The sequence below is a fragment of the Bacillus sp. JKS001846 genome (assembly GCF_900176455.1).
Classification (GTDB): domain Bacteria; phylum Bacillota; class Bacilli; order Bacillales; family Bacillaceae_G; genus Bacillus_A; species Bacillus_A cereus.
Map to the genome: position 1 here is coordinate 4,820,826 of NZ_FWYG01000001.1, position 22,648 is coordinate 4,843,473.

Here is a 22,648-nt window from a genome sequence, read left to right on the forward strand (position 1 = left end):
GACGATTCTGCTTTATAGTATGTGTTTACACTCATAACAAAGGGGTAATGGTAATACGGATAGATTCGTATGAAATGAAATGGTTCAAGTCGGAGAGAGGCACCTTAAGGTGTCTTTTCTTTTTGGACATTACATCCATTTTGTTTTTCCACCTTATTTCAAATGCGCTAATTAACCTTCAACAAGAAGAAATGAGAATTAACAAAGATATTGTTTCTTCTGTTTAATATAGAAAAATGAAGGATACCCCATAGATATGGGGCATCCTTCATTTTCTATTTTTTCGCACCTTTCAACGACTCCCTCAGTACAAACTTCTGCAATTTCCCGCTCGCATTACGAGGGAGTTCATCTACAAATAAATAATGACGCGGACGTTTATAATCTGCTAGTTCATCACTTTCTTTGCAATACGTTTCTAAATCAGCTTCTGTTATTGTTTCATCTTTCTTCACAATAACTGCCACAACACGCTCTCCCCATAATTCGTCTGGCTCACCAAGTACCGCCACATCTAATATACCAGGATGACTATGAAGGAAATCTTCAATTTCACGAGGATAAATATTTACGCCACCGCTAATTACCATATCATCAACGCGATCAGCAACGAATAAATAACCGTCTTTATCAAAATAGCCTAGATCACCCGAATGATACCATCCTTTATACATCGATTTTTTATTCGCTTCTTCACGATTATGATAGCCAGCCATCATAGTTGGGCCGCGCAAAATAATTTCTCCCACTTCATAAGGAGGTAATACATCCTCTGGTTCTGCCGGTGCCTCCTCGTTCGGTTTCACAATACGAACTTCATGGCTAAAGCATGGCGTGCCTGCTGAACCAGCTTTCGTAATTTGATCCTCCTCTACGAGAAACGCAACAACTGGCCCCATTTCTGTCATTCCGTATATTTGAACAAGATCAATATAAAGACGTTCTTTACATTCTTTTACTAACGCCGGTGCCATTGCTGCTCCGCCGTATATACCAATCTTCATCGAAGTTAAATCATACTGAGCTAAATCTTTTTGCAACAACATATTCCACATTGTCGGCGCTGCAAAGAACGTCGTAATCTTTTCTTCTTGAATCGTATGTAATACTGTTTCTGTATCAAAATGATGCAAAATAACATTCTTTCCGCCAACTTGAATGCGTGGTATGATTCCGGCATTTAATTCACCACAGTGATATAAAGGCGCCACAACAAGCCCTACACTATCTCTATTATATTTAAGGAAATACGTACAAATCATACTATGCTCAGTCATTTCGCGATGACGATGTAATACGCCTTTCGGATGACCTGTCGTACCGCTCGTATAAAGCATTGAACAATAATCCATTTCATCAATTTCGATATTTACTTTCTCAGAAGATGCTGCATTCACTTTTTCATGGTAGGAACTTGCATAGGAAGGTTTATCGTTTTCTATAGACCAAAAAGATGTATTTGGAAAATCTCTTTCAATTATAGCAACAGTTGACTCAACTGCTTTTTCAAAGACAACGACTTTCGAGGATGCGTCCTGAAGAATATAAGATACTTCTTTCGCCTTTAAGCGGAAATTAATCGGGTTAAAGATCGCTCCGATTTTCGCACAGGCTAAGTAAACGTTTACAAATTCACGGCAATTATATAAGTAAACAGATACAGTATCTCCCTTTCTTACTCCGTCTTCTAATAGAGCGTGCGCTGTTTTATTTATTTGTTCATCCCACTGTTTATACGTCCAGCGAATATTCTTTTCAGGTTCCACTAACGCCTCTTTATTCGGATACTTACCAACTGATAAATCAAAAATTCTCCCTATCGTCATGTACATGCCAACAATTTCCCCCTTTTCTCTTTCATAAATCTATCATTTCGTCCATAAGTAGACATTGTCCTTTAATGATTTGACTAATTTTTCTGATTATTATCGACATAGTTTTACATACGGTACCGCTAGACGGTAAATGAAATTATATCGGCGATTTTCCAGATATATCGACCGTAACTTGAAATATATCAGCGATTTTCAAAATATATCAGCGCAACTCGAATTATATCAGCGATTTTTCGAATATATCGACTTACCGACAAAAACTGACAAGATATAATCGGACCGCCCGTTACTGCAGGATAAAAAGAGGTTGTTCCAACTCGGAACAACCTCTTTCTTCTTATGCAAATAGCTCTTCTAAAATTTTCAGTTTATCTTCTGTATATTTCACAAAGCCATCGTTATATGATTTTGGATCTTTCGGATTTGCGAAGTGAGTAATTGCTCCCGTCTTCGGATGAACAAATTTACTTGATGCACCACAGCCAAGTCCGATAATTGATTGTACTTCTTCCATAATGACAATGTTGTAAATACTTTCTTGCGTCGGCATTGCATAACCAACGTTCTCTAAGTTACCTAAAATATTCTTTTGACGATATAGGTAATATGGTACGTAATTATGCTTTTGCGTCCACTCTTCTGCTTCGTGCATCATCGCTGTAATTTCTTCGCGACCTGCTACTTTATATTTACGTTTGTTTTGCGTCATTTCAGAAGCACGTTTGAATGATAACGTATGAACTGTTAATGATTCTGGCATTAACTTTTCTGTTTCATCTAACGTATGTTTGAAGATATCTAACCCTTCACCAGGAAGACCAATAATTAAGTCCATATTAATATTGTTCATTCCCATTTCACGAGCTAAATGGTATTTCTCAATTGTTTCTTCTACAGTATGATGACGTCCAATTGCTTTTAGTGTCTCTTGATGGTATGACTGCGGATTAATACTAATACGGTCAATATTCCATTTATTTAACACTTCTAGCTTTGCTGGCGTGATCGTATCTGGGCGACCTGCCTCAACTGTTACTTCACGCACATTTTTCACATCTGGGAACGCTTCATACATTTCTTCATACAGCATATCCATCTCTTCTGCTGTAATACTTGTAGGTGTACCTCCGCCGTAATAAATCGTCGTAACTTTTACACCTTTTTCTTTTAAAAACTTACCAATTTCACGAACTTCATAATGTAAACCACCTAAGAACGAATCAACAGACCCTTGGCGTCCATTAATCGCATAAGCCGGGAATGTACAATATGCACATTTCGTTGGGCAGAACGGAATACCAATATAAATACTTACTTCTTCTTTCAAACGGTATAAATCTGGAACAACTGCTAATTGGCAATCAACAATGCGCTGAAGAAGTTCAATTTTCTCTTCATGAATTAAATAACTTTCACGAAGCTCTTGATGCGCTTCTTCTTTTGACATACCATTTTGAAGCATTTTATGAAGAAGTTTCGTCGGACGTACTCCCGTTAAAATACCCCAGCTTTGTTCAATACCAGTTAACTGCTGAAGAACAGAAAGATATACATAAGAAACAACGTGTTTCACTTGCTTCATACGCTCTTTTTCATCTGTGAAAGCAGATAAATCTTTCGAGAATGTTTCTTCATACACATTTCCTGTGCTAACATCCGTTAATCGAGCGGATGCTTTCACATTATCCTCAATGTGTATATCAACGATAAGATTCGCTTCCTCTTGTTCAAATCCAATCGTACTATCTTCAAAAAATAAGCCGCCAATATTTTGTAGCGGACGTAAAAAACGATCATCTTGTAACGTTTTAATTGAAATTAACAACATTATCACCTTTTCATTTGCAAACTCTCTTTAGTTTACTTGAAGGGCGTTTACAGGTCAATACAGAAGGTTTTACCTGTTTCTCTTACATTTTTTCAAATAATTCTTTTTATGAATATCGCTCCTGTATATAGACATCATCATTTTCTCTTGTTAAAATTTATTAGTACTAAAATCGATACATAGTGAAAATACAATATAAAAAGGAGGAATGTTAACACTAGATTCCATAATCTAATGTGTTAAAAAAAATATGAAAAAGAAATTTTATAGTGTTTTAACTCTCTCTCTTGCATTACAAACTGTTCTTGCACCTACTTATTCATTTGCAGAGAGTGCTGAAAAATCCGCTGAAGTATATACGGAAGATCAAGTTTTTAAAAGTATTAAAGAGCATGTTAATGAGCATAGTACTCATGAAGAAGATATCGAGGTTACTAGCCAATTCCTACTATACACTTCAAAAAAACATTCATTATATACCGCGAATGATTTAAAAAACAAATCGAATATCGAGATTACAGAACAAGTCGTAACGGCGACAAAGAAAAAAGGAAATGCTTATTACATAACGACGCCAACTGGCGCTGGATGGATAGATAACAATGATAATAGCTTAGAAGTTCAAGAGATTCATAAACTATCTAATCAAAAATTAATCGTAAAAGAAGAAGCTTCCATACATGCCCTTCCGTTCCAATCATTTAAAGAAGAAGGGAAACTACAGCCACAAGTCATAACTCCTACTGAACAAGCTGGAAATTGGTTTAAAGTCCAAATAAATGAAACAGCAAAATGGATTTATGCACCTTCTGCTACATTTGAAGGTACAAAAGCTTCATTATTAAAAAACAGTCGTACTGCTAAAAATAGTTTATTGAGATCGCCAGAAGCTCTACAAACAAACAATATTTATGGCGTTACATTTAAAGAAATGATTGTCCCAAAAGGAAATGACGATATTCGCCCTGGCTACCCGATGGTACCTAAATATATTACGATTCACGAAACAGCTAATACAGCGAAGGGTGCCAATGCTCTAAATCATGCAAAATTCTTAGATAATCAAGCACGCGGAACAGCTGATCGCGCCGCATCTTGGCATTTCACAGTAGATGATAAAGAGATTTACCAACATCTTCCAGTAAATGAAGTTGGATGGCATGCTGGAAATAAAACTGGAAACTATGAATCTATCGGAATTGAAATTGCCGTTAATCAAGATGGAAACTATGAAAAAGCGGTAGAAAATGCCCGTAAATTGGCAGCTTACTTAATGAACGACTTAAATATTTCTCTAGATAAGGTCCAAAAACACCAATTTTGGTCAGGAAAAAACTGCCCTGCGTTTATGATTCAACGCGGACAATGGGATGCTTTCTTAAAAGGAACTGAAACATACTATAAGGAAAATCAAAAAAATCCCGTAACTGATGACATTACAGGTGGATGGTATGAACAAGACATTCGTCAATTAGCAGCTAGAGGCATTATGCAAGGAGAAGGGAACGGCAAGTACTTCCCAGAACGTCTTGTAACGCGTGCTGAATTTGCTACACTAATTACTCGTGCTTTACAATTACCAAGTGGAAATGCTAATTTCACAGACTTAGAACAAGTACACCCATCGTTAAGAGACGGTATTAATCGTGCAGCAAGCGCAGGTATAATCCGCGGACGTGGTGATAATACATTTGATCCAAATACTACAATTACACGCGAAGAAGCTGTTATTATGATCGATCGTTCTCTAAAACACGCTGGTATTTTTGCAAAACAAGTTGAACTACCATTCGTAGACCAAAACTTAATTTACGCTAAAGAAGAAGTACAAAGAGTGTATGGATATGGAATTGTAAAAGGTAATGAATTTAATCAATTCGTACCAAAAGGACCATCACAACGTGCACACGCAGCTGCATTTATAAACAGAATGCTTAGCGTAATTGAAGCTTAACATATTTATCATTCCATATAGATATTTTCATTTTATCTGTATTCACTTAAAAGGCATCAGAGATTATATATCTCTGATGCCTTTTATACATCTTTTAGCTATTTTTAGCCATGAATCTTAAACGTATTCCTAATAGCAGAAGCATAAAACCGATGAATGGAACGTAATTCGTATTGTGTCCTGTAGCTGGAAGTTGTTGATTATTAGAAGAACCTTGTCCTTTTTCTGGTAAATTAGGTTTTTCTACTCCCTCACCTGGTTTTTCTGTTCCTTCACCTGGCTTCTCTGTTCCTTCACCTGGTTTTTCTGTTCCTTCACCCGGCTTTTCTGTTCCTTCACCTGGCTTTTCTGTTCCTTCACCTGGCTTCTCTGTTCCTTCACCTGGTTTTTCTGTTCCTTCACCCGGCTTTTCTGTTCCTTCACCTGGCTTTTCTGTTCCTTCGCCTGGCTTTTCTGTTCCTTCACCCGGCTTTTCTGTTCCTTCACCCGGCTTTTCTGTTCCTTCACCTGGCTTCTCTGTTCCTTCGCCTGGCTTTTCTGTTCCTTCACCCGGCTTCTCTGTTCCTTCACCCGGCTTCTCTGTTCCTTCACCTGGTTTTTCTGTTCCTTCACCCGGCTTTTCTGTTCCTTCACCTGGTTTTTCCGGACCTTTTTCTGTATCTTTTTCATTTGTAATTTGAAGCTTTACAACTTCAATTTTTTCATTAGAAATCGTAAATTTCATTTCCTTATCGGATAAAGTATATCCTTCTGGCGCTTGGATTTCTTTTAAAGTGTAATCTCCTGGTTCTAACTTCTTAGAAGTCGCTTTACCGCTCTTGTTTGTTGTTAATGTGTCGATTTTTGTTCCGTCTTTCCAAATTTCAAACACTGCGCCTGCTAATATTTTATTTGTATTATTAGCGTCTACCTTTGTAATTTCTAATTGACCTGTAATTTCTTCTTTCACTTTTTCATTCATAACTTCTTGTTTTACTACTTCATTTGCTACAACATTTACTTCTACTGTTACTTCTAACGCTTTATAACCTTCCGGCGCTTTCGTTTCCTCTAACGTGTACTTTCCTGGCACTAAGTTTTCGAATTTCACAACACCGTCTTTATTCGTTGTTTTCGCTTCTCCAACTACTTGACCAGCTTCGTTCTTTAATTTAAATTCTGCACCTGCTAGAACTTTTCCACTCTCCGAATCCTTTTTGATTACTTGTAAGCTTCCTAGTTCTTTTGCGTTTTCTACTTGTACTTCTACTACTTTGTTTGCTTCCACAACGACTTCAATTTCTTCTTTTAACAACTTATATCCTTGTGGTGCTTTCGTTTCTTTTAATGTGTACTTTCCTGGCTCTAATTTCTGTGAAACTACTTTACCAGTTTTATCTGTTCGTAACGTATCTACTTTTTTACCAGCTTTATACACTTCGAATTCTGCATCTGATAATACTTTCGTTTTATCTTCCGCATCTACTTTCACGATTTCGAATTGACCCGTTACTTTTTCGGGGATCTTTTTATTCACCACATCTACAGTCACTACTTTATTGACCTCTACATCAACAGAAACTGAACTAGATGATAATTCATATCCTTTCGGTGCTTCTACTTCTTTTAATGTATAGCTTCCAACTGGAAGTTGTTTCGATAAGGCTTCACCTTTATCATCTGTAACAATTGTTTCCACAACTTTCCCATCTTTATCGATAACATCAAATTTTGCACCTGGTAGAAGTTGACCAGATTCACTATCTTTTTTCAATAATTTAAATTGGCCATTCTCTACTTTTCTCGTATTCTTCATAACAAGTTCAATTACGTTTGTATTATCAATTGTTACTTTGACTGGTGTATCAACTTTTATATATCCTTCTGGTGCATTTATTTCTTTTACAAAATAGTCACCAAATGGTAAATCTTTAACTTCCGCAATACCCTTTTCGTTTGTTGTAACAGTAGCCACAACGTTATTATCTTTGTCTATAACATCAAATTTTGCGTCTTTTAAAACAATATTTTCATCGTTTTCATCAACTTTTTTAATTTGTAAATGTCCTTTTTCAGCTGCTGGCTTATTCCACTTTGGCCAGTTAAATTTAAAGTTATGAACCTCAAAACCATCTCTTTGGTGTAATCCTCCAACATAGGCTTGTCCATTAATAGAACCACCTTTTGTTTCTACAACTGCATTAGGTGCAAACACACTACCTACTACACCATATCCTTTAGTTGTTATCTTTTTAGCATTAGGGAACACCCAAATGACTTTACTAGCTAACTCAGTGAAGAAGGAATTAGGGTCATATGCTTGAGAGGTATTAACTAATGTAAACCCGCCCTTATCTGTCGTATCATACAGGATTGCACCGCCACCAAAATTAACTTCTTCTGCATCTGAATGAATAACAATAAAATCTTTGTTACTTACATTTGGAAGATAAACATCCTTTACATTGAATGGTTCTTGCCCTTCTAATCCTGAAGAGACATAAATATTAGGATTCTTTACATCTTCACCGATTCCAAAGGTCATACCCGATTTTGGTTTATCAGTATGTAATTGGCCCGCATCCTCAATTACGCTATCAACGTCTTTTCTAAATTCTTTAAACTTAGCATCAATCTCCGCTTGCTCTTTATAAGAGATACGGTCATATGATGTTTTCATTGCGCCATCTGGGTCACCGTCTTTTGTCATCGCCACTGTTCCATCTTGAATAATTACTTGTCCTGCTCCCGCTTTCGTAAATTGACCGCCTAGTAATAATGATGGATATCCTTCATCTACCCAAGTTGCTCCAGCTAAGTTATTTGCTCCAGTTGCAGCCGCTACGACTGTATAACTTGATGCGTTCATATTTTTCTGAACAGCCATCGCACCTTCAATATCCGCACTCGTTGCACTATGATCTCCAAAAATGATGGCGTTGTAATAAGATACATCACCTAAACCTTTTAATTCTGTTGTAGCTGCCTCTGCTTTAAATGGTAAATGGATTAAAAAATTCATACATATTAGTAATACAACTATTAAACTACTACTTAACTTTTTAATTTTTTGATTAAATGATTTCCTCAAGAAATTCATTCCCCCTTTTAAACTTCCTAAAACCACAAAAAGAAGTACATATCATATGTACCAAACCTTACTCACATTAACTTAAAATAATCCATTTAAATAAAACAAAGAAACACTACAACTACTTAATAAGATTGCTACAATTCATTTTTGAAATAATACGTGAACTAAACTGTCATGCGGAAATACTTTTACGTATGGGAGCCCAATAAAATTAATCTGAAGAATATTTCATGTGGTGTAACTGTTTTGGCAACATCATCCACTTTACATTAGTTTTCTAAAGGATTCAAGTGAATTGTATAGATTTCATACACAATTCATATTTTAAAACGCTTTCACTGTTTTTAATAAGATAAACAAAAAAACGTAGCCAAAAAGCTACGTTTTTCTGTCATCGTTTCGGTGTATTTTTATGATTCTTCAAAAACGGAAGCGGGAATTGCTTACGGAAATGCTCTTTAATCATATACTCTACACCGTTTTCGCTATTTGAACGTGTAATCCAATCTGCTGCTTGCTTTAATTCTACAGGCGCGTTCCCCATCGCTACCCCAAGTCCCACGTTTTCAATAACCTCTAAATCTTCCATACTATCTCCAATCGCAACCATTTCATTTAGCGAAATATTTAAATGCTCTCCAAGCAATTGTAATCCACGTAACTTTGATACATTTTGCGGTAAAATTTCTATTCGTTTTGAATCACATTCAACATACTCTACATCTTGGAATGCTTTTCTTAATGTATTTAGCCCGCGTTCTTTTTCACCTTTAGTTTGGAAAAGAACATCAATTTTTGGCGCCGCTACCGGATGGTCACGAAGCGCATCACCTAACGAATCTACAAATTGAACTGGATAAAATAACGGGTCTGCACTTGATAATACAGTGCGCGCAATTAAGTTTGGTGTATTTCTCTCACGATTTCCGATTGAAAACCGTTCATGAGAAATACGTACGTTACAATCAAAGTGCTCTAACACTTGCACAATGTTAAAAGTCTTCTCTTCAGATAATCTTCTTTGAACGTGCGGCTTATCTAACGTTGCTGAAACGAAAGCACCACCATGTGTCACTAATATAGAATCTAATTTTAACGCCTTTGCTACTTTATGAGCGGATTGAAAATTACGACTCGTAAATAACGTAACGTATACATCTTTTCTTTTTACAAATTCAATTGTTTCTCTTAATCCTTTTGCAATTTTTCCATTGTTGTATAGTAGTGTCCCATCTATATTAAGAGCTAGTAAGCGATAAATCATGTCGCACTCCCCCTCTTCGCTGTTGTACTCTATCCATAATTTATGAAATAAACCCGATAAATAGAACGAGTTAGAATTACTACTGAAAATTTGGTTTACTATATACATATACACTTAGTAAAGGAGATAGTACAATGCAGGCACCTCCTTCCTTTTATGAAGGCGATACGTTAGAAGTCGCAAAAAAATTACTCGGGCAAAAACTTGTTCATATTGTAGACGGAATAAAGCGAAGCGGAATCATTGTAGAAGTAGAAGCATATAAAGGCCCAGATGATAAGGCCGCACATAGTTACGGAGGCAGACGAACAGATCGCACAGAAGTTATGTTTGGTGCACCAGGGCATGCTTACGTATATTTAATTTACGGTATGTATCATTGCTTTAACGTTATTACAGCGCCAGTGGGCACCCCGCAAGGTGTTCTCATTCGAGCTCTTGAGCCGGTAGATGGAATAGAAGAAATAAAACTAGCGCGCTACAATAAGACCGAAATTACAAAAGCGCAGTACAAAAATTTAACGAACGGTCCTGGCAAACTATGCCGTGCCCTCGGAATTACTTTAGAAGAACGCGGTGTATCGTTACAAAGTGATACGTTACATATTGAATTAGTTCCAAAAGAAGAACACATATCATCACAATATAAAATAACAGCAGGACCTCGTATTAATATCGACTATGCAGAAGAAGCTGTACATTATCCGTGGCGTTTTTATTATGAGGGACATCCGTTTGTTTCAAAGAAATAAACGATATCGACTTACCGACAAATAAAAGAAGACTGTTCCAAAGTGGAACAGTCTTCTCCTTTTACTCCGCACCTTCCGCAGTTGCAATATTATCCTCTAAGTTTTCTCTTGATAATTCAGCCGCCATAAAATCTGCTGTTTCTGGAAGTGCTAAATGCATATGAGCTTTTTGACAAATTTGGATCGTGCAGTTTTCTACAACATAGTCGAAAACATGTCCGCCTCCGCTTCTTTCATCATCAATATAATGTAAGTGGAATCCAGCTACCCCAATACCTTGTGCGTAATCTGGTGTCCAAAATCCAGCAAGCGTACCTTCTGTATTTTCAAATGAAAAGATTGGCTGTGATTTCGTCACTTCAACGAGCGGTGTATACGGTTTTTCTTGTCTTGGAACAGTTCTCGTCCTTACTTCACGGAACGTACCGTCCATTCGAATAGCGTAAAATAAGTTTTTACTTGGCATTAATTCATGTAATAACGCTTCAACTTCTTCACGATTCATCGGACGCTCTACCGTATAACTCATTTCTTTTTCAAAAAACGTTACAGTTGCAAATGGCGTTGTTTCTTCTGGCTCTACTTTTTCCGCTGAACCGTCTGAACGTAAATGATAAAATTCATTATCAAATGCAATCATTTCACCGTCTAATTGATCAAATGTGCCGATGCCAAAATCACCATGTTTTTTCAAATCTTCAAAGCTAATCACACCATCATATATACCATCTAATAGCGCAAGCATTGTAGATGTTTGATATACTTCATTACTCATTTTCGTTTTTTTTGCATCAATATCAATTAATTGCGCAACAGTCATCTCAAATCTGCCTCCATTAGTTTAATTGGTTTGGTAATAATTTTTCGCTTAATTTAATGTTGTCACGATAGTCGATTGGAATATCAATAATGACAGGGCCGTCTGCTGCTAATGCTTCTTTTAATACACCTTCTAATTCATCAGGCGTGTTAACACGAAGACCTAACGCCCCGAAACTTTCCGCATATTTAACAAGATCAACATCGCCAAACTCTGTAGCTGATGTTCTGCCGTATTTCATCATTTGTTGGAATGCAACCATATCATATGTGCCGTCTCTCCAAACAAGATGGACGATTGGAGAATTTAAACGTACCGCCGTTTCTAACTCCATCGCTGAGAATAAGAAACCACCGTCACCTGATACGGAAACTACTTTTTTACCTGGTTCTACTAAAGTCGCTGCGATTGCCCAAGGAAGTGCAACACCTAACGTTTGCATGCCGTTACTAAATAATAATCTACGTGGTTCATAAGAACGGAAACATCTCGCCATCCAAATAGAATGGGAACCGATGTCACATGTAACAGTTGTATCGTCACTAATTAAAGAACGAAGTGTACGAATCACTTGAAGTGGATGCGTAACACCTTCTGCAGGACGATTTGGAACTTCTGCTTGTTCTGATAATTTTGCGCGTAATCGTTCTAATACCGCTTCTGATTTCGTACTTAACACAAGTTTCGGTAACTTTTCTGCGATGCTATTTACCGTTAAGGCAATATCACCAATTAATTCACGCTCTGGTTGGTAATCATGATCGATATCTGCTTGATGGTCGTCAAGATGAATAATCGTTCTGTCGCCAAGTTTATTCCAGAACTTTGGATCATACTCGATTGGATCATAACCGATAGAAATAACAAGGTCTGCTTCTTCTAGTAAAATATCACCTGGTTGGTTACGGAATAATCCAACGCGGCCGAAGAAATGATCTTCTAACTCACGTGAAATCGCACCAGCTGCTTGATATGTTTCAACGACAGGAAGTTCTGTATCCGCAATTAATTTACGAACAGCTTTCGTCACTTCATTTGTGCTCGCTCTCATACCGAGTAAAATAACTGGTAATTTCGCTGATTTTATTTTTTCTACTACATATGTAATATCATTTGTGGGAGCGATTCCAAGCTGTGGCTTAGAAAGCGCACCGATAGACTCTACAGTTGTTTCCGCAGTCATAACGTCTTGCGGAAGACTTACTAAAGTAGCTCCCGGATTTGTGGAAGTCGCACTTCGAAATGCATTACTAAGTGCTTCTGGCACATTATCAGGATGCTCTACTTCTACGCTATATTTTGTGATTGGTTCGAATAGTGCAGCATTATCCATAGATTGATGCGTACGTTTTAATCGATCCGTACGCGGTACTGCACCAGCTAAAGCAACAACGGGATCACTCTCCGCATTCGCAGTAACAAGACCTGTCGCTAAATTTGATGTCCCTGGTCCTGAAGTTACAAGACATACGCCCGGTTTCCCTGTTAATCTACCAATAGCAGCTGCCATAAATGCTGCATTTTGTTCATGACGACAAACGATTAACTCTGGTCCTCTTTCTTGCAATACATCAAATACAGAGTCAATCTTTGCTCCTGGAATACCGAAAACATGTGTAACACCTTGTTTAATTAAACAATCAACAACAAGATCTGCTCCTTTTGTTTTTGTCTTCACGTCGTTTACTTTTACACCTGTACTCAAACTAATCATTCCTTTGTTTCATAATTTGTGTAATAAAGATTTTTAATTTCACCTAGTTAATTAATGTGGTGAAGTATCATTTATCATTATATTACAAATGCATTATTTTTCCAACAATATGAATTCGATATTATTTTGACAAGATTTAAAGAATGCGCTTACAACCTTTTGTTTATCTTAAAATAACATTTTTATATCTCTTCTAAAAATGTACAAAAATACTTCCACCTATTCACATTATTAACAAATTTATAGTACCTTGCAAAGAATAATAGCAAGTGATATATTTGTAAATAATGGAATAACCATTATTTGGAATGTTATTTACGATTAGTATATCGCCTTTCAAAAAGTAAATATAGATTGTGTGTGCTGTTTAGAAAAAAGATAAGATTCTCAACTGTAATTCATCATTCTATAAAGGAAAGTGATTGTTATGAACAAAAATGAATTTTTGGAACAACTTAGTTCCTCTCTGCAGAATATGCCTAATTTAGAAAAGGAGGATATTATCTCGGAGTACGAAACTCATTTTATTAGTGGTAAACAAGATGGAATATCTGAAGAGGAAATTTCTAAAAAGCTAGGAAACCCTAAAACTATCGCTAAAGAACTTAATATTTCATATGTAATCAGTAAAGCTGACAAGAAACGCAGCCTAAAAAACATTATGACAGCACTGTTTTCTGTTATGAGCTTAAGTCTTTTAAACTTTATATTTATCATTATCGCCTTTTTCGTATTACTCTTTCTATTACCGCTTCTTCTAGCACTTATAATTGCTACACCGTTATTAATTATTTCACCTATATTATTAATAGGGTTAGGATTCTTTAAAGGGTTTCATCAAATCAGTTATTCCGATGTTTACAATGTATTCATAGCCTTTTGCATCGGCTTACTAATATCAGTCATATGTTATCAAATAATAAAACATCTATACGTAGCTTTAGTTAAATATTTGAAATGGAATGTAGCTATTTTGCAACGACACTAATGCAAAAGGAGATTAAGATGAAAAATTATATTTTATACCCACTCATGTTACTTACAATGTTATTTCTATCAGCTTGTTCAAACAGTGTACAGCCTAAGGAAAAAAATGATGTACAATCTATCAAAGATGTTGCTATTAAAGTTCCAGAAAATATATTTAGTTCCTCAAAGAAAAATGAAAATATTAGTGAAGACGAAATGAGACAAAATATAAAAAATTATATAGATTATAGTTGGAAGTTATCTGAAAATATTATCCCTCTCGCTTCAACAAATTCTGATAAGAATTTCACTGAATCTGACCGAGAAAAATTACAAAAACTAATAGAGTTAGCGAAGCAAAATGATGCAAACTTCCATAATTTTATTAGTAACAATACAATCCCTGATGATTACAAAAAGCCTTCAAAAGAAATCTATGAATTTATTTCATCGTCTACAGCACTTTCAGTAGAACTAGATCAAGAATTAGACAAACTCGCCCAAGATGGTAACTTATTCAAGGCCAATTTTTCTTTTACAAAGCGCTTTGAGAAAATAAATGGGAGGAAACAAAAAGAGATTGAAAAGTTTTTGAACGAAAAAAATATTAAAACTTCAATTAACAGCAATAAAAAAAATTAACCGATGTGTTACATATCCCTTTCAAAATAATCAATAAGAAATGGCTATTTTGAAAGGGAGTTTTTGTGATATAACTATTAAATTCCCTAAACAAAAAAGACGCTCCTAAACTAGGAGCGTCTTCCACTATTACGCTTGTTGTTGCGCGCTATATAATTCTTCAAGTGGCTTCATGATAATTTTGTTAACGTCACCGATTACAACGTTTAGGCGTTGCTCAGTTTCCATTAATTTTGTAATTTTAGCATCTTGTTGAATGCGAGCTACAACTTCTTGTGCTTGTTGGTTGTCTTCTTCAGTGATTTCTTGGCCTTGCATCATTTTTTGTTGTAGGCTAAGTTGCATTGTACGGAACTCATCGAATAAGTTCTTTGAAGCTGTGTCAGCTTGAACTGCTGCGTAGCTCTCTTTTAAAGTTTTGAAGTCATCGTTTTCAGCGATTGCTTTTTGTAATTCATATGCAACATCATGAATGTTCTTTGTCATTTTATTTTTCCTCCTTTAGAAGGCTAGCGCTTTTCATACGCACTGCCTTTTCAGTGCATTTACATACGCACCTCTTCTTACCATATCAAACTATGCAAGAGATGTGAAGAAATTTCACTTTTATTTCTATGTACTCACCTTATTATCTAAGAAACAATAGTAACAATCCTTGTACGAGCCCGATCATTCCGCCTAATAACGCTCCTAAATACGTAATCATTTTTAATTCGTTTTTCGTAATAGACAGAACTAAGTCTTCTAATCTTTCTGTTGAGAATGTAGACACTTCTTGCTGGACAATTTCCGCAAGGTGTAGATTGTTTAGTATACTCTCTACGTTTTCTGTTCCCCACTTTAAGCCTTTCGTTACTACACTTGGAACCACTTTTTCAATAATTGTTTCTCGAACTGGTTCACATACTTGCTGAACAGATTGATTTAAAAACTTACTCACTGTTTCCTCTACTTTAACTGCTGACAGCACGGAGCTTACAATCATTTCTTTCTCTACAAATGCTTCTAATTCTTTTACATCTCTTCCTTTTAACTTTTCCCACTCTTTTTGCAGTACGTCAGTTAAAAGCTGCTTTGTAGCATCTTGCCCTAAAAACTTAATAACTTCTGGCTGCACACGATCCACAACACTTACATTTCCTAAAAACATCCCAACTAAGTTAAGTAGCGTTCCACGAGAAGCAAAGAAATCATCAATCATTTTTGAAAGACGCGCTTTCCCTTCTTCACTTTCAAAAAAGCTAATTCCTCGCTCTAAAATAAACGCCGAGGCATTCGGAATCGCATTCTCTATCTTTTCATGTACAGAATGAGGTAAAGCCTGTTTCCATGTATATGTATAATACTCTGCTAAAAATGCATGAATTTTTTCTGTAATCACATGTTCGATTTTTCGAGTCGCTTCTTCTTCTACATGTGCTACATTCCATTTTTCTAACATATATCGCAGTGATTGTTCATTCGTAATTACTTTATCCACTTCCACTTGCGCCCAGTGAATTAAACCTTTTTGAAACTCTTCATTTGTTAGCTTTTTTCCGATTCCTTCTGGTGTTAACAAATGTTCTACAACCATTTTTCCTAATTGAACAGCAAGTTCATCACGCCGCTTCGGAATTAACCCTGGTGTAAATGGAACTTGAAACTTTCCGATATAAATAGGACGATGAGGACGAAATAACATTTTTATCGCTAAATGATTCGTATATCCTCCAATAATTGCTCCGAGTCCTGTCGTCGTTAACATATTTAACCATATATTCATTACAATCAACCTTTCACTTCTCCAAAACTATAGCATATCATCATACGGACAAAAGTATAATGGTATAAAAACGTATTTGCAATATATAGCTTCGCCTATTATGCAAATAGTAGTAAAGGAGTGATTTCGTTGGTTCTCGGCCTTTTAACTTCTAAACTTCATTATGAGCAAACGTATTACACCGAAATCGCTAAACGCGCTCGGCTTTATCATAATGTCGTTGCCCAGTTTACGCCATTTTGTATTGATCCTAAAACAGACCTTGTTTCTGGTCTTATTTACGATACAGATACAGGAAAATGGAAAAAGCAAACATTCCCTATTCCTTCTTATATATATGATCGTTATTCTTTTCAAGAGGAAACAAACTTTGAAAAAGTAAAATCAATTATTCACTCTTTGCACAATCGTCCTTCCACTACCTTTTTAAATAACACACTTATTAATTCAAGTGAACTACATGATTTATTTCTCACTAATAAAAAACTGTCTCCTTATATACCAAAATTTGAAATTGCGACGATACAAAACATTTTCAAACTGTTGTTAAAAACTAAAGATATTATTATACGCCCCACTAATATACATTCTAAAGATAACTTATATCGAGTCGCTTACAAAAATAAAACGTTTCAGATCGATACAGTAAATGAAAAATACCATACTTCTATTCCAATCAAACGCACAGACGAATTTATATCTTGGTGTAAATCTAACATACGTTCATCACGTTACATAGCGCACACTATGCTACAACCACCAAATCAATTAACATATCCACTGCACATTCGAACCATTTTGCAAAAAAACAAAGAACAAACTTGGAATGTTATCGGTCAATTTATACAAAAAAGCTCATTTCCTAATCAGCTTTTACCCTCAACAACGGACGATGATTCATTACATTCATTTTCAAAAATTAAATACGTACTATCTAGTACAGGTGTGCAACTATTGCACGACGCTTTACACGACATTATAAATGAAGTATTCCAAACACTAGATCAGTCTTATTCTTCGTTATTTGAACTAGAACTTTCCACAATTATGGATCAAAAAGGTGCAATCTGGCTTATGTATGTCAACACGATCCCTCCTTACGAACAATACATTCGTCATAGTGATTCATTAGCTGAAAAGATATTTCACGGACCACTTAAATTCAGTCGCTTTACACCATAATGAAAGGAGGTAAACCTATTTTGAAAGAACATATATATACATTAAATATTTCAGATGAACATCCAAATAGCATTACTTTACCTTACGTTTTTTCTATTACACCACCTATTACATCCCTCTCCTTCGGCATACGTCATATAGCAAGTGAAGAAGTAAAAATTCATTATTCCTTTACTCGCGAAATTATTATCGGAAAGCATATTGCCGAAAAACTTTTACTGCCTCAATCAACTACTATTCATGCATTCACACAAAACCAAACGATTATTTTCGGACCATTGATCGGCATTTTCACAACTGGCTTTAACGATGATTCTTCTAATCCTTTAGGAAATCGTTCAATTGCTCTCAGTGAGTTGTTAACACCACCATTCTCATTACGACCGTTCGTATTCGTCTTTGGCGTTCAACATATAAACTGGGAAGAAGAAACAATTGAAGGATATTTCTTTCGAGAGAAACAATGGATAAAGAAAAAGGTTCCTTTACCAAACGTCATTTACGATCGACTACCGAATCGACAAGCGGAAAATTACAAACCAATTGTCAGAGCAAAAAGAAAATTAGAACAAGACTACTCCATTCCATGGTTTAACCCAGGGTTTTTCAATAAATGGGAAGTTCATCAACTTCTTATGAAAGACGAATCAATTAAACCCTTATTACCAAATACAGAAGCATTTCAGCATTTCGAACAAGTAGAACGGTTTCTTGGCACATATAAATCAGTGTACATGAAACCAATACACGGGAGCTTTGGTAGAAATATTCATCAAATATTTTATTCTCAAACAGAAAATTGCTACTACTGTCGTTATCGCGAAAATGAAGAAAACAAACTGAGAAAGTATCAATCATTAGAAACTCTTCTAAACCATGTACTAAAAGGGCATGATTTAAAAAAGTTTATCGTACAGCAAGGTATTTCGTTACTTCGCTTTGATGGTCAACCTGTTGATTTCCGCATTCATACAAATAAAAATCATTTCGGTAATTGGATAGTTAGTGCAATCGTCGCCAAAATCGCCGGCAAAGGCAGTTTAACAACGCATGTAAATAGCGGCGGTAATACAAAATTGCTACAAGAACTTTTTCCAGATTCAACGAAGCAAGTTCAAATTGAAAATAAATTAAAACAAACAGCTCTGCAAATAAGTTATGCACTCGACGAGCAAGTAACTGGAAACATCGGTGAGATTGGTTTCGATATCGGTTTAGACACAAAGGAAAATCCGTGGTTATTTGAAGCCAACTCTAAACCTGGGCGAACTGTATTCCAAGATGCCAAATTAAAAGAACAAAGTGAACTGACACGCCAGTTATTTTACGAATATGCCATCTACTTAACTGAACATTCTTTACGTGATGCAAAGGAAAAAATGTCCCAAATAAAATCCGGGACTTCATCAAACACCGAATGTATCCCTTCTCCTATGATTCACTCACAAATGCAAAAACAAAAACTTCCACCTAGATAATAAGGTGGAAGTTTTCTATTTACACAAGTTTTACTACAACCTCAGTTTCCACATTACATACTCCGCAATAAAAAATATGATTGCAATATTCATTTGAATTATTATGCGTTAAACCATCTACTGCACTTAATAATTCTTGATCCATATAGGCACTATAATCATCTATGTAATCTACAGACTTCCCATAATCTTGGAGTATACTTTGGCAATTTTGACAAGAATATGTTTGTGATTCTAATGCGTTGCAAAGCGGGCAAATCCCCATCATGATTCCTCCATACTTTATCGTTTAAAGCCTCTCTTTTTTAGAGTGAAGAGAGCAACCTATCCAGACATAGGAGTGCCCACTCCATCCCTACTTAAAAATAGAACTATAAAGTTGCTACCGATTTCATTTTTATTTCAATAAATCATAAATAAGAAGCTAATAATTAGCCTACAAGTAGCAGGCTACAATGAGAAAATTATATTTAATATCCTCCTTAGTTTGGCCTGTTTTCTTAAAAATACAACGATTACTCTTATTTCATAATTTACGAAATCAATAAGTTTTTTTGACAAAATTTACAAATTATTATTTTGTATATCTTTCTAGGTAACATCCATACTATGAGTACAAACTTAATTACCGATGGATTAGCGCCAATCGGGGCGATAATCTGGTTCAACTCCAGCTAGTCCAACCAAAAAAACTTTTATAACTCTAAGGAGGATATATTCCTATGGCAAACCAAAATTCTTCAAATCAATTAGTAGTACCAGGTGCAACAGCTGCAATCGATCAAATGAAGTACGAAATCGCTCAAGAATTTGGTGTACAATTAGGAGCAGATTCTACGGCTCGCGCTAACGGTTCAGTTGGTGGAGAAATCACAAAACGTCTAGTTGCAATGGCTGAGCAAAGCCTTGGCGGATTCCACAAATAAATATATATGGCAAAAAGGTCTCAAGGCATATGCCTTGAGACCTTCCTTAATTTATTGCAACATTTGTAAAAACTTCTTCGTACGTTCTTCTTTTGGATTTGTAAATACTTCTTCTGGTGTACCTTGTTCGACAACGACACCACCATCCATGAAAATAACACGGTTCGCAATTTGATGTGCAAAACGCATTTCGTGCGTTACAATAACCATCGTCATGCCTTCTTTAGCAAGTTCTTTCATTACTTTCAGAACTTCTTGAACGAGTTCAGGATCAAGCGCTGACGTCGGCTCATCAAATAGTAACACTTCCGGCTCCATCGCAAGCGCGCGCGCAATTCCAACGCGCTGTTGTTGTCCGCCTGATAATTGGAACGGATATAAATCCACTTTATCTGCTAAACCAACTTTTTCAAGGAAATAGTTTGCTTTTTTCTTCGCTTCTTCTTTCCCCATCTTTTTCACTGTAACGAGCCCTTCCATTACATTTTGAAGTGCTGTTAAATGCGGGAATAAATTATGGTGCTGGAATACCATACCTGTTTGCGTACGAAGATTAACAATATCTTTCTTCGTTACTTTTTGAGAGAAGTTAAGCTCTTTATTACCGATACGAATATTACCAGCGTTTGGCGTTTCTAATACATTGAGACAACGTAAGAATGTCGTTTTACCAGATCCAGACGGCCCAATAATAACAACAACCTCGCCCTTCTCAACTGTTAAATCTATATGCTTTAGTACGGTATTATCTCCGAAACTTTTTTGTAAGTGCTGAATTGAAATCATAAAAACAAAAACTCCTTTTGTAAAAGGATTATTTTAATGTGTAGCGTTCTGAACGCTTTTCTAACATCTGTTGTACGATTGATAATAAGAAACAAATAACCCAATAAATAAGACCTGCTTCAAAATAAACAATTAAAAACTCGTAGTTCATCGCCGCAATTTCCTGCGCTTTTCGGAACATTTCTGTTACTAAAATTAACGATGCTAACGAAGTATCTTTCACTAAGCTAATAAATGTATTCGAAAGCGGCGGGATTGATACGCGCGTTGCTTGTGGTAAAATAACACGTTTTAATGCTTGTGGATATGTCATCCCAATTGTATAAGCTGCTTCCCACTGCCCTTTCGGAATGGAAAGGATAGAAGCACGAATAATTTCAGATGCATATGCACCGACATTTAATGAAAATCCAACAACTGCTGCTGTATATGGCTCAACTTCAATATTAAGAGTTGGAAGACCATAGAAAATAATAAATAGCTGTACAAGAAGTGGCGTTCCGCGAATGATAGATACATAGATACGAGCAATCCATTGTAAAATACGACTACCAGAAATACGTGCGAGCGCTGTTAACGTTGCCAGTATAATCCCGATAATAAATGTAATAAGCGTTAATGGAATTGTTGTAAAAACAGCTTCCTTCAGCATAGGCATGAAGGAAGACTGCATAATATCTATCCAAGTAGACAATCGATCTGAAACCAATGCACTACTTAGATACATTTTCACCGAACCATTTTTTCGCTATTTTGTCATACGTACCGTCTTTTTTCATATCTTCTAACGCTTTATCTACTTCTTGTACAAGCTTAGTGCTACCTTTACGGAATAAGAATCCACTTTGTGACGCTTCTTTTTCTGTATCTACAATTTTAATTTTTGCATCTTTTTTCGTTTCTAAATAGTTTAATACTGATAACTTATCATTAATTGTAAAATCAACGCGTCCTGAAGCTAATAATTCTGCCGCTTGGCTAAATCCTTCTACACCAATAATTTCCGCACCGTTTTTCTTAGCAATATCTGCATAGTTACTCGTTAAAGATTGTGCTCCTTTTAAACCTTTTACATCAGCAAATGTAGCAGGCTTATCTTTATCTTTTGCAATAACTAATGCCGCTGAAGATGAAACGTACGGTTTAGAGAAATCATATTTCTTTTGACGGTCTTCACGAATACCAACTTCGTTTGCAACCATATCGAAACGTTTTGCATCTAAACCAGCAAGTAAGCTATCCCATTGTGTTTCTTTAAATACAGGTTTTACACCTAAACGTTTTGCAACTTCTTCTGATAGTTCAACGTCAAATCCAGTTAATTTATTGCTTGAATCATGGAATGTGAACGGTGCGTATGTACCTTCTGTTCCAATTACAAGTTCACCGCTTTGTTTTATCTTTTGTAACGCGTCTTGACTAGCTGTATCTTTTTTCTCTTCTTTACCGCAGCCGGCTACAATCCCGATCGCTAATGTAGTTACTGCAAGCACTGAAAATAATTTCTTCATGATAGTAATCCTCCAAGTATTCTGATAGGAATTTAAAAACTATATTGATTGTATGCAATCTTGAACAATTTTTCAATGAAAATGTTCTTATTTAGTTTATCCTTTTTCTTCATAATCAAACAAAAGGGAAAAATAATGCTACATACAAA

18 protein-coding genes and 1 pseudogene are annotated in these 22,648 nt (G+C 35.9%); 7 read left to right on the forward strand and 12 right to left on the reverse strand.

Annotated features, from left to right (window positions below; genetic code table 11):
- Nucleotides 1–275: 275 nt before the first annotated feature.
- Both B9A45_RS25830 and B9A45_RS25840 read right to left on the reverse strand, forming a co-directional pair.
- Nucleotides 276–1,832 carry a fatty acid--CoA ligase gene (locus B9A45_RS25830; protein WP_084065411.1) on the reverse strand — a complete coding sequence of 519 codons (1,557 nt, stop codon included), beginning with the start codon at nt 1,830–1,832 and terminating at the stop codon, nt 276–278.
- Between the two features lie 340 nt (nt 1,833–2,172).
- Nucleotides 2,173–3,663, reverse strand: a complete 1,491-nt coding sequence (locus B9A45_RS25840) for a coproporphyrinogen III oxidase (protein ID WP_001999181.1) — start codon at nt 3,661–3,663, stop codon at nt 2,173–2,175.
- Nucleotides 3,664–3,913: 250 nt separating this feature from the next.
- Between B9A45_RS25840 and B9A45_RS31870 the strand changes: the two genes are divergently transcribed.
- Nucleotides 3,914–5,617 (forward strand): S-layer homology domain-containing protein, encoded by a 1,704-nt coding sequence (locus B9A45_RS31870; protein ID WP_000726535.1) that lies wholly within the window; start codon nt 3,914–3,916, stop codon nt 5,615–5,617.
- Nucleotides 5,618–5,711: 94 nt separating this feature from the next.
- Here the strand turns inward: B9A45_RS31870 and B9A45_RS25850 are convergent, their stop codons facing one another.
- Both B9A45_RS25850 and B9A45_RS25855 read right to left on the reverse strand, forming a co-directional pair.
- Complete coding sequence (locus B9A45_RS25850) at nt 5,712–8,687, reverse strand: SpaA isopeptide-forming pilin-related protein (RefSeq protein WP_142263091.1); 2,976 nt, start codon at nt 8,685–8,687, stop codon at nt 5,712–5,714.
- A 394-nt stretch (nt 8,688–9,081) separates the two neighbouring features.
- Complete coding sequence (locus B9A45_RS25855) at nt 9,082–9,954, reverse strand: Cof-type HAD-IIB family hydrolase (RefSeq protein WP_016109308.1); 873 nt, start codon at nt 9,952–9,954, stop codon at nt 9,082–9,084.
- Between the two features lie 134 nt (nt 9,955–10,088).
- Between B9A45_RS25855 and B9A45_RS25860 the strand changes: the two genes are divergently transcribed.
- Complete coding sequence (locus B9A45_RS25860; protein ID WP_016109307.1) at nt 10,089–10,706, forward strand: DNA-3-methyladenine glycosylase; 618 nt, start codon at nt 10,089–10,091, stop codon at nt 10,704–10,706.
- Between the two features lie 61 nt (nt 10,707–10,767).
- On the opposite strand, the gene alsD is transcribed toward B9A45_RS25860, so the two are convergent.
- The gene (gene alsD / locus B9A45_RS25865; protein WP_000215005.1) at nt 10,768–11,526 is read right to left on the reverse strand and encodes an alpha-acetolactate decarboxylase; all 759 of its coding nucleotides are present in this window, start codon (nt 11,524–11,526) and stop codon (nt 10,768–10,770) included.
- Between the two features lie 16 nt (nt 11,527–11,542).
- The gene (gene alsS, locus B9A45_RS25870) at nt 11,543–13,231 is read right to left on the reverse strand and encodes an acetolactate synthase AlsS (protein ID WP_000103546.1); all 1,689 of its coding nucleotides are present in this window, start codon (nt 13,229–13,231) and stop codon (nt 11,543–11,545) included.
- 436 nt (nt 13,232–13,667) lie between these two features.
- Here alsS and B9A45_RS25875 point away from each other — a divergent pair, with 436 nt between their 5' ends.
- Both B9A45_RS25875 and B9A45_RS25880 read left to right on the forward strand, forming a co-directional pair.
- On the forward strand, nt 13,668–14,228 hold the full coding sequence (locus B9A45_RS25875; protein WP_001038634.1) for an HAAS signaling domain-containing protein: 561 nt from the start codon (nt 13,668–13,670) through the stop codon (nt 14,226–14,228).
- 17 nt (nt 14,229–14,245) lie between these two features.
- A pseudogene (locus B9A45_RS25880) lies at nt 14,246–14,888 on the forward strand (NDxxF motif lipoprotein).
- A 92-nt stretch (nt 14,889–14,980) separates the two neighbouring features.
- Here B9A45_RS25880 and B9A45_RS25885 read toward each other — a convergent pair.
- Nucleotides 14,981–15,337 carry a YlbF/YmcA family competence regulator gene (locus B9A45_RS25885; protein ID WP_000164610.1) on the reverse strand — a complete coding sequence of 119 codons (357 nt, stop codon included), beginning with the start codon at nt 15,335–15,337 and terminating at the stop codon, nt 14,981–14,983.
- A 142-nt stretch (nt 15,338–15,479) separates the two neighbouring features.
- Nucleotides 15,480–16,616: a DUF445 domain-containing protein gene (locus B9A45_RS25890; protein ID WP_141531442.1), complete on the reverse strand. Its 1,137-nt coding sequence runs from the start codon at nt 16,614–16,616 to the stop codon at nt 15,480–15,482.
- Between the two features lie 129 nt (nt 16,617–16,745).
- Between B9A45_RS25890 and B9A45_RS25895 the strand changes: the two genes are divergently transcribed.
- Both B9A45_RS25895 and B9A45_RS25900 read left to right on the forward strand, forming a co-directional pair.
- Nucleotides 16,746–17,798 (forward strand): YheC/YheD family endospore coat-associated protein, encoded by a 1,053-nt coding sequence (locus B9A45_RS25895; RefSeq protein ID WP_053512542.1) that lies wholly within the window; start codon nt 16,746–16,748, stop codon nt 17,796–17,798.
- A gap of 20 nt (nt 17,799–17,818) precedes the next feature.
- The gene (locus B9A45_RS25900; RefSeq protein ID WP_053512543.1) at nt 17,819–19,276 is read left to right on the forward strand and encodes a YheC/YheD family endospore coat-associated protein; all 1,458 of its coding nucleotides are present in this window, start codon (nt 17,819–17,821) and stop codon (nt 19,274–19,276) included.
- Nucleotides 19,277–19,295: 19 nt separating this feature from the next.
- On the opposite strand, the gene B9A45_RS25905 is transcribed toward B9A45_RS25900, so the two are convergent.
- Entirely contained in the window at nt 19,296–19,541 is a 246-nt protein-coding gene (locus B9A45_RS25905; RefSeq protein WP_000510474.1) for a hypothetical protein, read from the reverse strand.
- 457 nt (nt 19,542–19,998) lie between these two features.
- Here B9A45_RS25905 and sasP point away from each other — a divergent pair, with 457 nt between their 5' ends.
- A complete protein-coding gene (gene sasP, locus B9A45_RS25910; protein ID WP_000013338.1) occupies nt 19,999–20,202 on the forward strand; it encodes a small acid-soluble spore protein, SasP family in 204 nt (67 codons plus the stop codon).
- Between the two features lie 51 nt (nt 20,203–20,253).
- Here sasP and B9A45_RS25915 read toward each other — a convergent pair whose 3' ends face one another.
- Genes B9A45_RS25915 through B9A45_RS25925 form a run of 3 tightly spaced genes read right to left on the reverse strand, consistent with a single transcriptional unit; the run spans nt 20,254 to nt 22,499 of the window.
- Entirely contained in the window at nt 20,254–20,988 is a 735-nt protein-coding gene (locus tag B9A45_RS25915) for an amino acid ABC transporter ATP-binding protein (protein WP_000623610.1), read from the reverse strand.
- Nucleotides 20,989–21,016: 28 nt separating this feature from the next.
- Nucleotides 21,017–21,715, reverse strand: coding sequence for an amino acid ABC transporter permease (locus tag B9A45_RS25920; RefSeq protein ID WP_000281496.1), 699 nt, complete (start codon nt 21,713–21,715; stop codon nt 21,017–21,019).
- Nucleotides 21,702–22,499, reverse strand: coding sequence for an amino acid ABC transporter substrate-binding protein (locus tag B9A45_RS25925; protein ID WP_053512544.1), 798 nt, complete (start codon nt 22,497–22,499; stop codon nt 21,702–21,704). The genes B9A45_RS25920 and B9A45_RS25925 overlap by 14 nt, the downstream gene beginning before the upstream one ends.
- Nucleotides 22,500–22,648: the final 149 nt, after the last annotated feature.

Excerpts from the sequence above, each read along its gene's own strand:
- B9A45_RS25855 (WP_016109308.1), bottom strand. The coding sequence starts at position 9,954 with ATGATTTATCGCTTACTAGCTCTTAATATAGATGGGACACTACTATAC.
- B9A45_RS25860 (WP_016109307.1), top strand. The coding sequence starts at position 10,089 with ATGCAGGCACCTCCTTCCTTTTATGAAGGCGATACGTTAGAAGTCGCA.
- B9A45_RS25905 (WP_000510474.1), bottom strand. The coding sequence starts at position 19,541 with ATGGGGATTTGCCCGCTTTGCAACGCATTAGAATCACAAACATATTCT.
- B9A45_RS31870 (WP_000726535.1), top strand. The coding sequence starts at position 3,914 with ATGAAAAAGAAATTTTATAGTGTTTTAACTCTCTCTCTTGCATTACAA.
- B9A45_RS25915 (WP_000623610.1), bottom strand. The coding sequence starts at position 20,988 with ATGATTTCAATTCAGCACTTACAAAAAAGTTTCGGAGATAATACCGTA.
- B9A45_RS25890 (WP_141531442.1), bottom strand. The coding sequence starts at position 16,616 with ATGAATATATGGTTAAATATGTTAACGACGACAGGACTCGGAGCAATT.
- B9A45_RS25830 (WP_084065411.1), bottom strand. The coding sequence starts at position 1,832 with ATGTACATGACGATAGGGAGAATTTTTGATTTATCAGTTGGTAAGTAT.
- B9A45_RS25925 (WP_053512544.1), bottom strand. The coding sequence starts at position 22,499 with ATGAAGAAATTATTTTCAGTGCTTGCAGTAACTACATTAGCGATCGGG.
- sasP (WP_000013338.1), top strand. The coding sequence starts at position 19,999 with ATGGCAAACCAAAATTCTTCAAATCAATTAGTAGTACCAGGTGCAACA.
- B9A45_RS25875 (WP_001038634.1), top strand. The coding sequence starts at position 13,668 with ATGAACAAAAATGAATTTTTGGAACAACTTAGTTCCTCTCTGCAGAAT.
- B9A45_RS25920 (WP_000281496.1), bottom strand. The coding sequence starts at position 21,715 with ATGTATCTAAGTAGTGCATTGGTTTCAGATCGATTGTCTACTTGGATA.
- alsD (WP_000215005.1), bottom strand. The coding sequence starts at position 11,526 with ATGACTGTTGCGCAATTAATTGATATTGATGCAAAAAAAACGAAAATG.
- B9A45_RS25885 (WP_000164610.1), bottom strand. The coding sequence starts at position 15,337 with ATGACAAAGAACATTCATGATGTTGCATATGAATTACAAAAAGCAATC.
- B9A45_RS25840 (WP_001999181.1), bottom strand. The coding sequence starts at position 3,663 with ATGTTGTTAATTTCAATTAAAACGTTACAAGATGATCGTTTTTTACGT.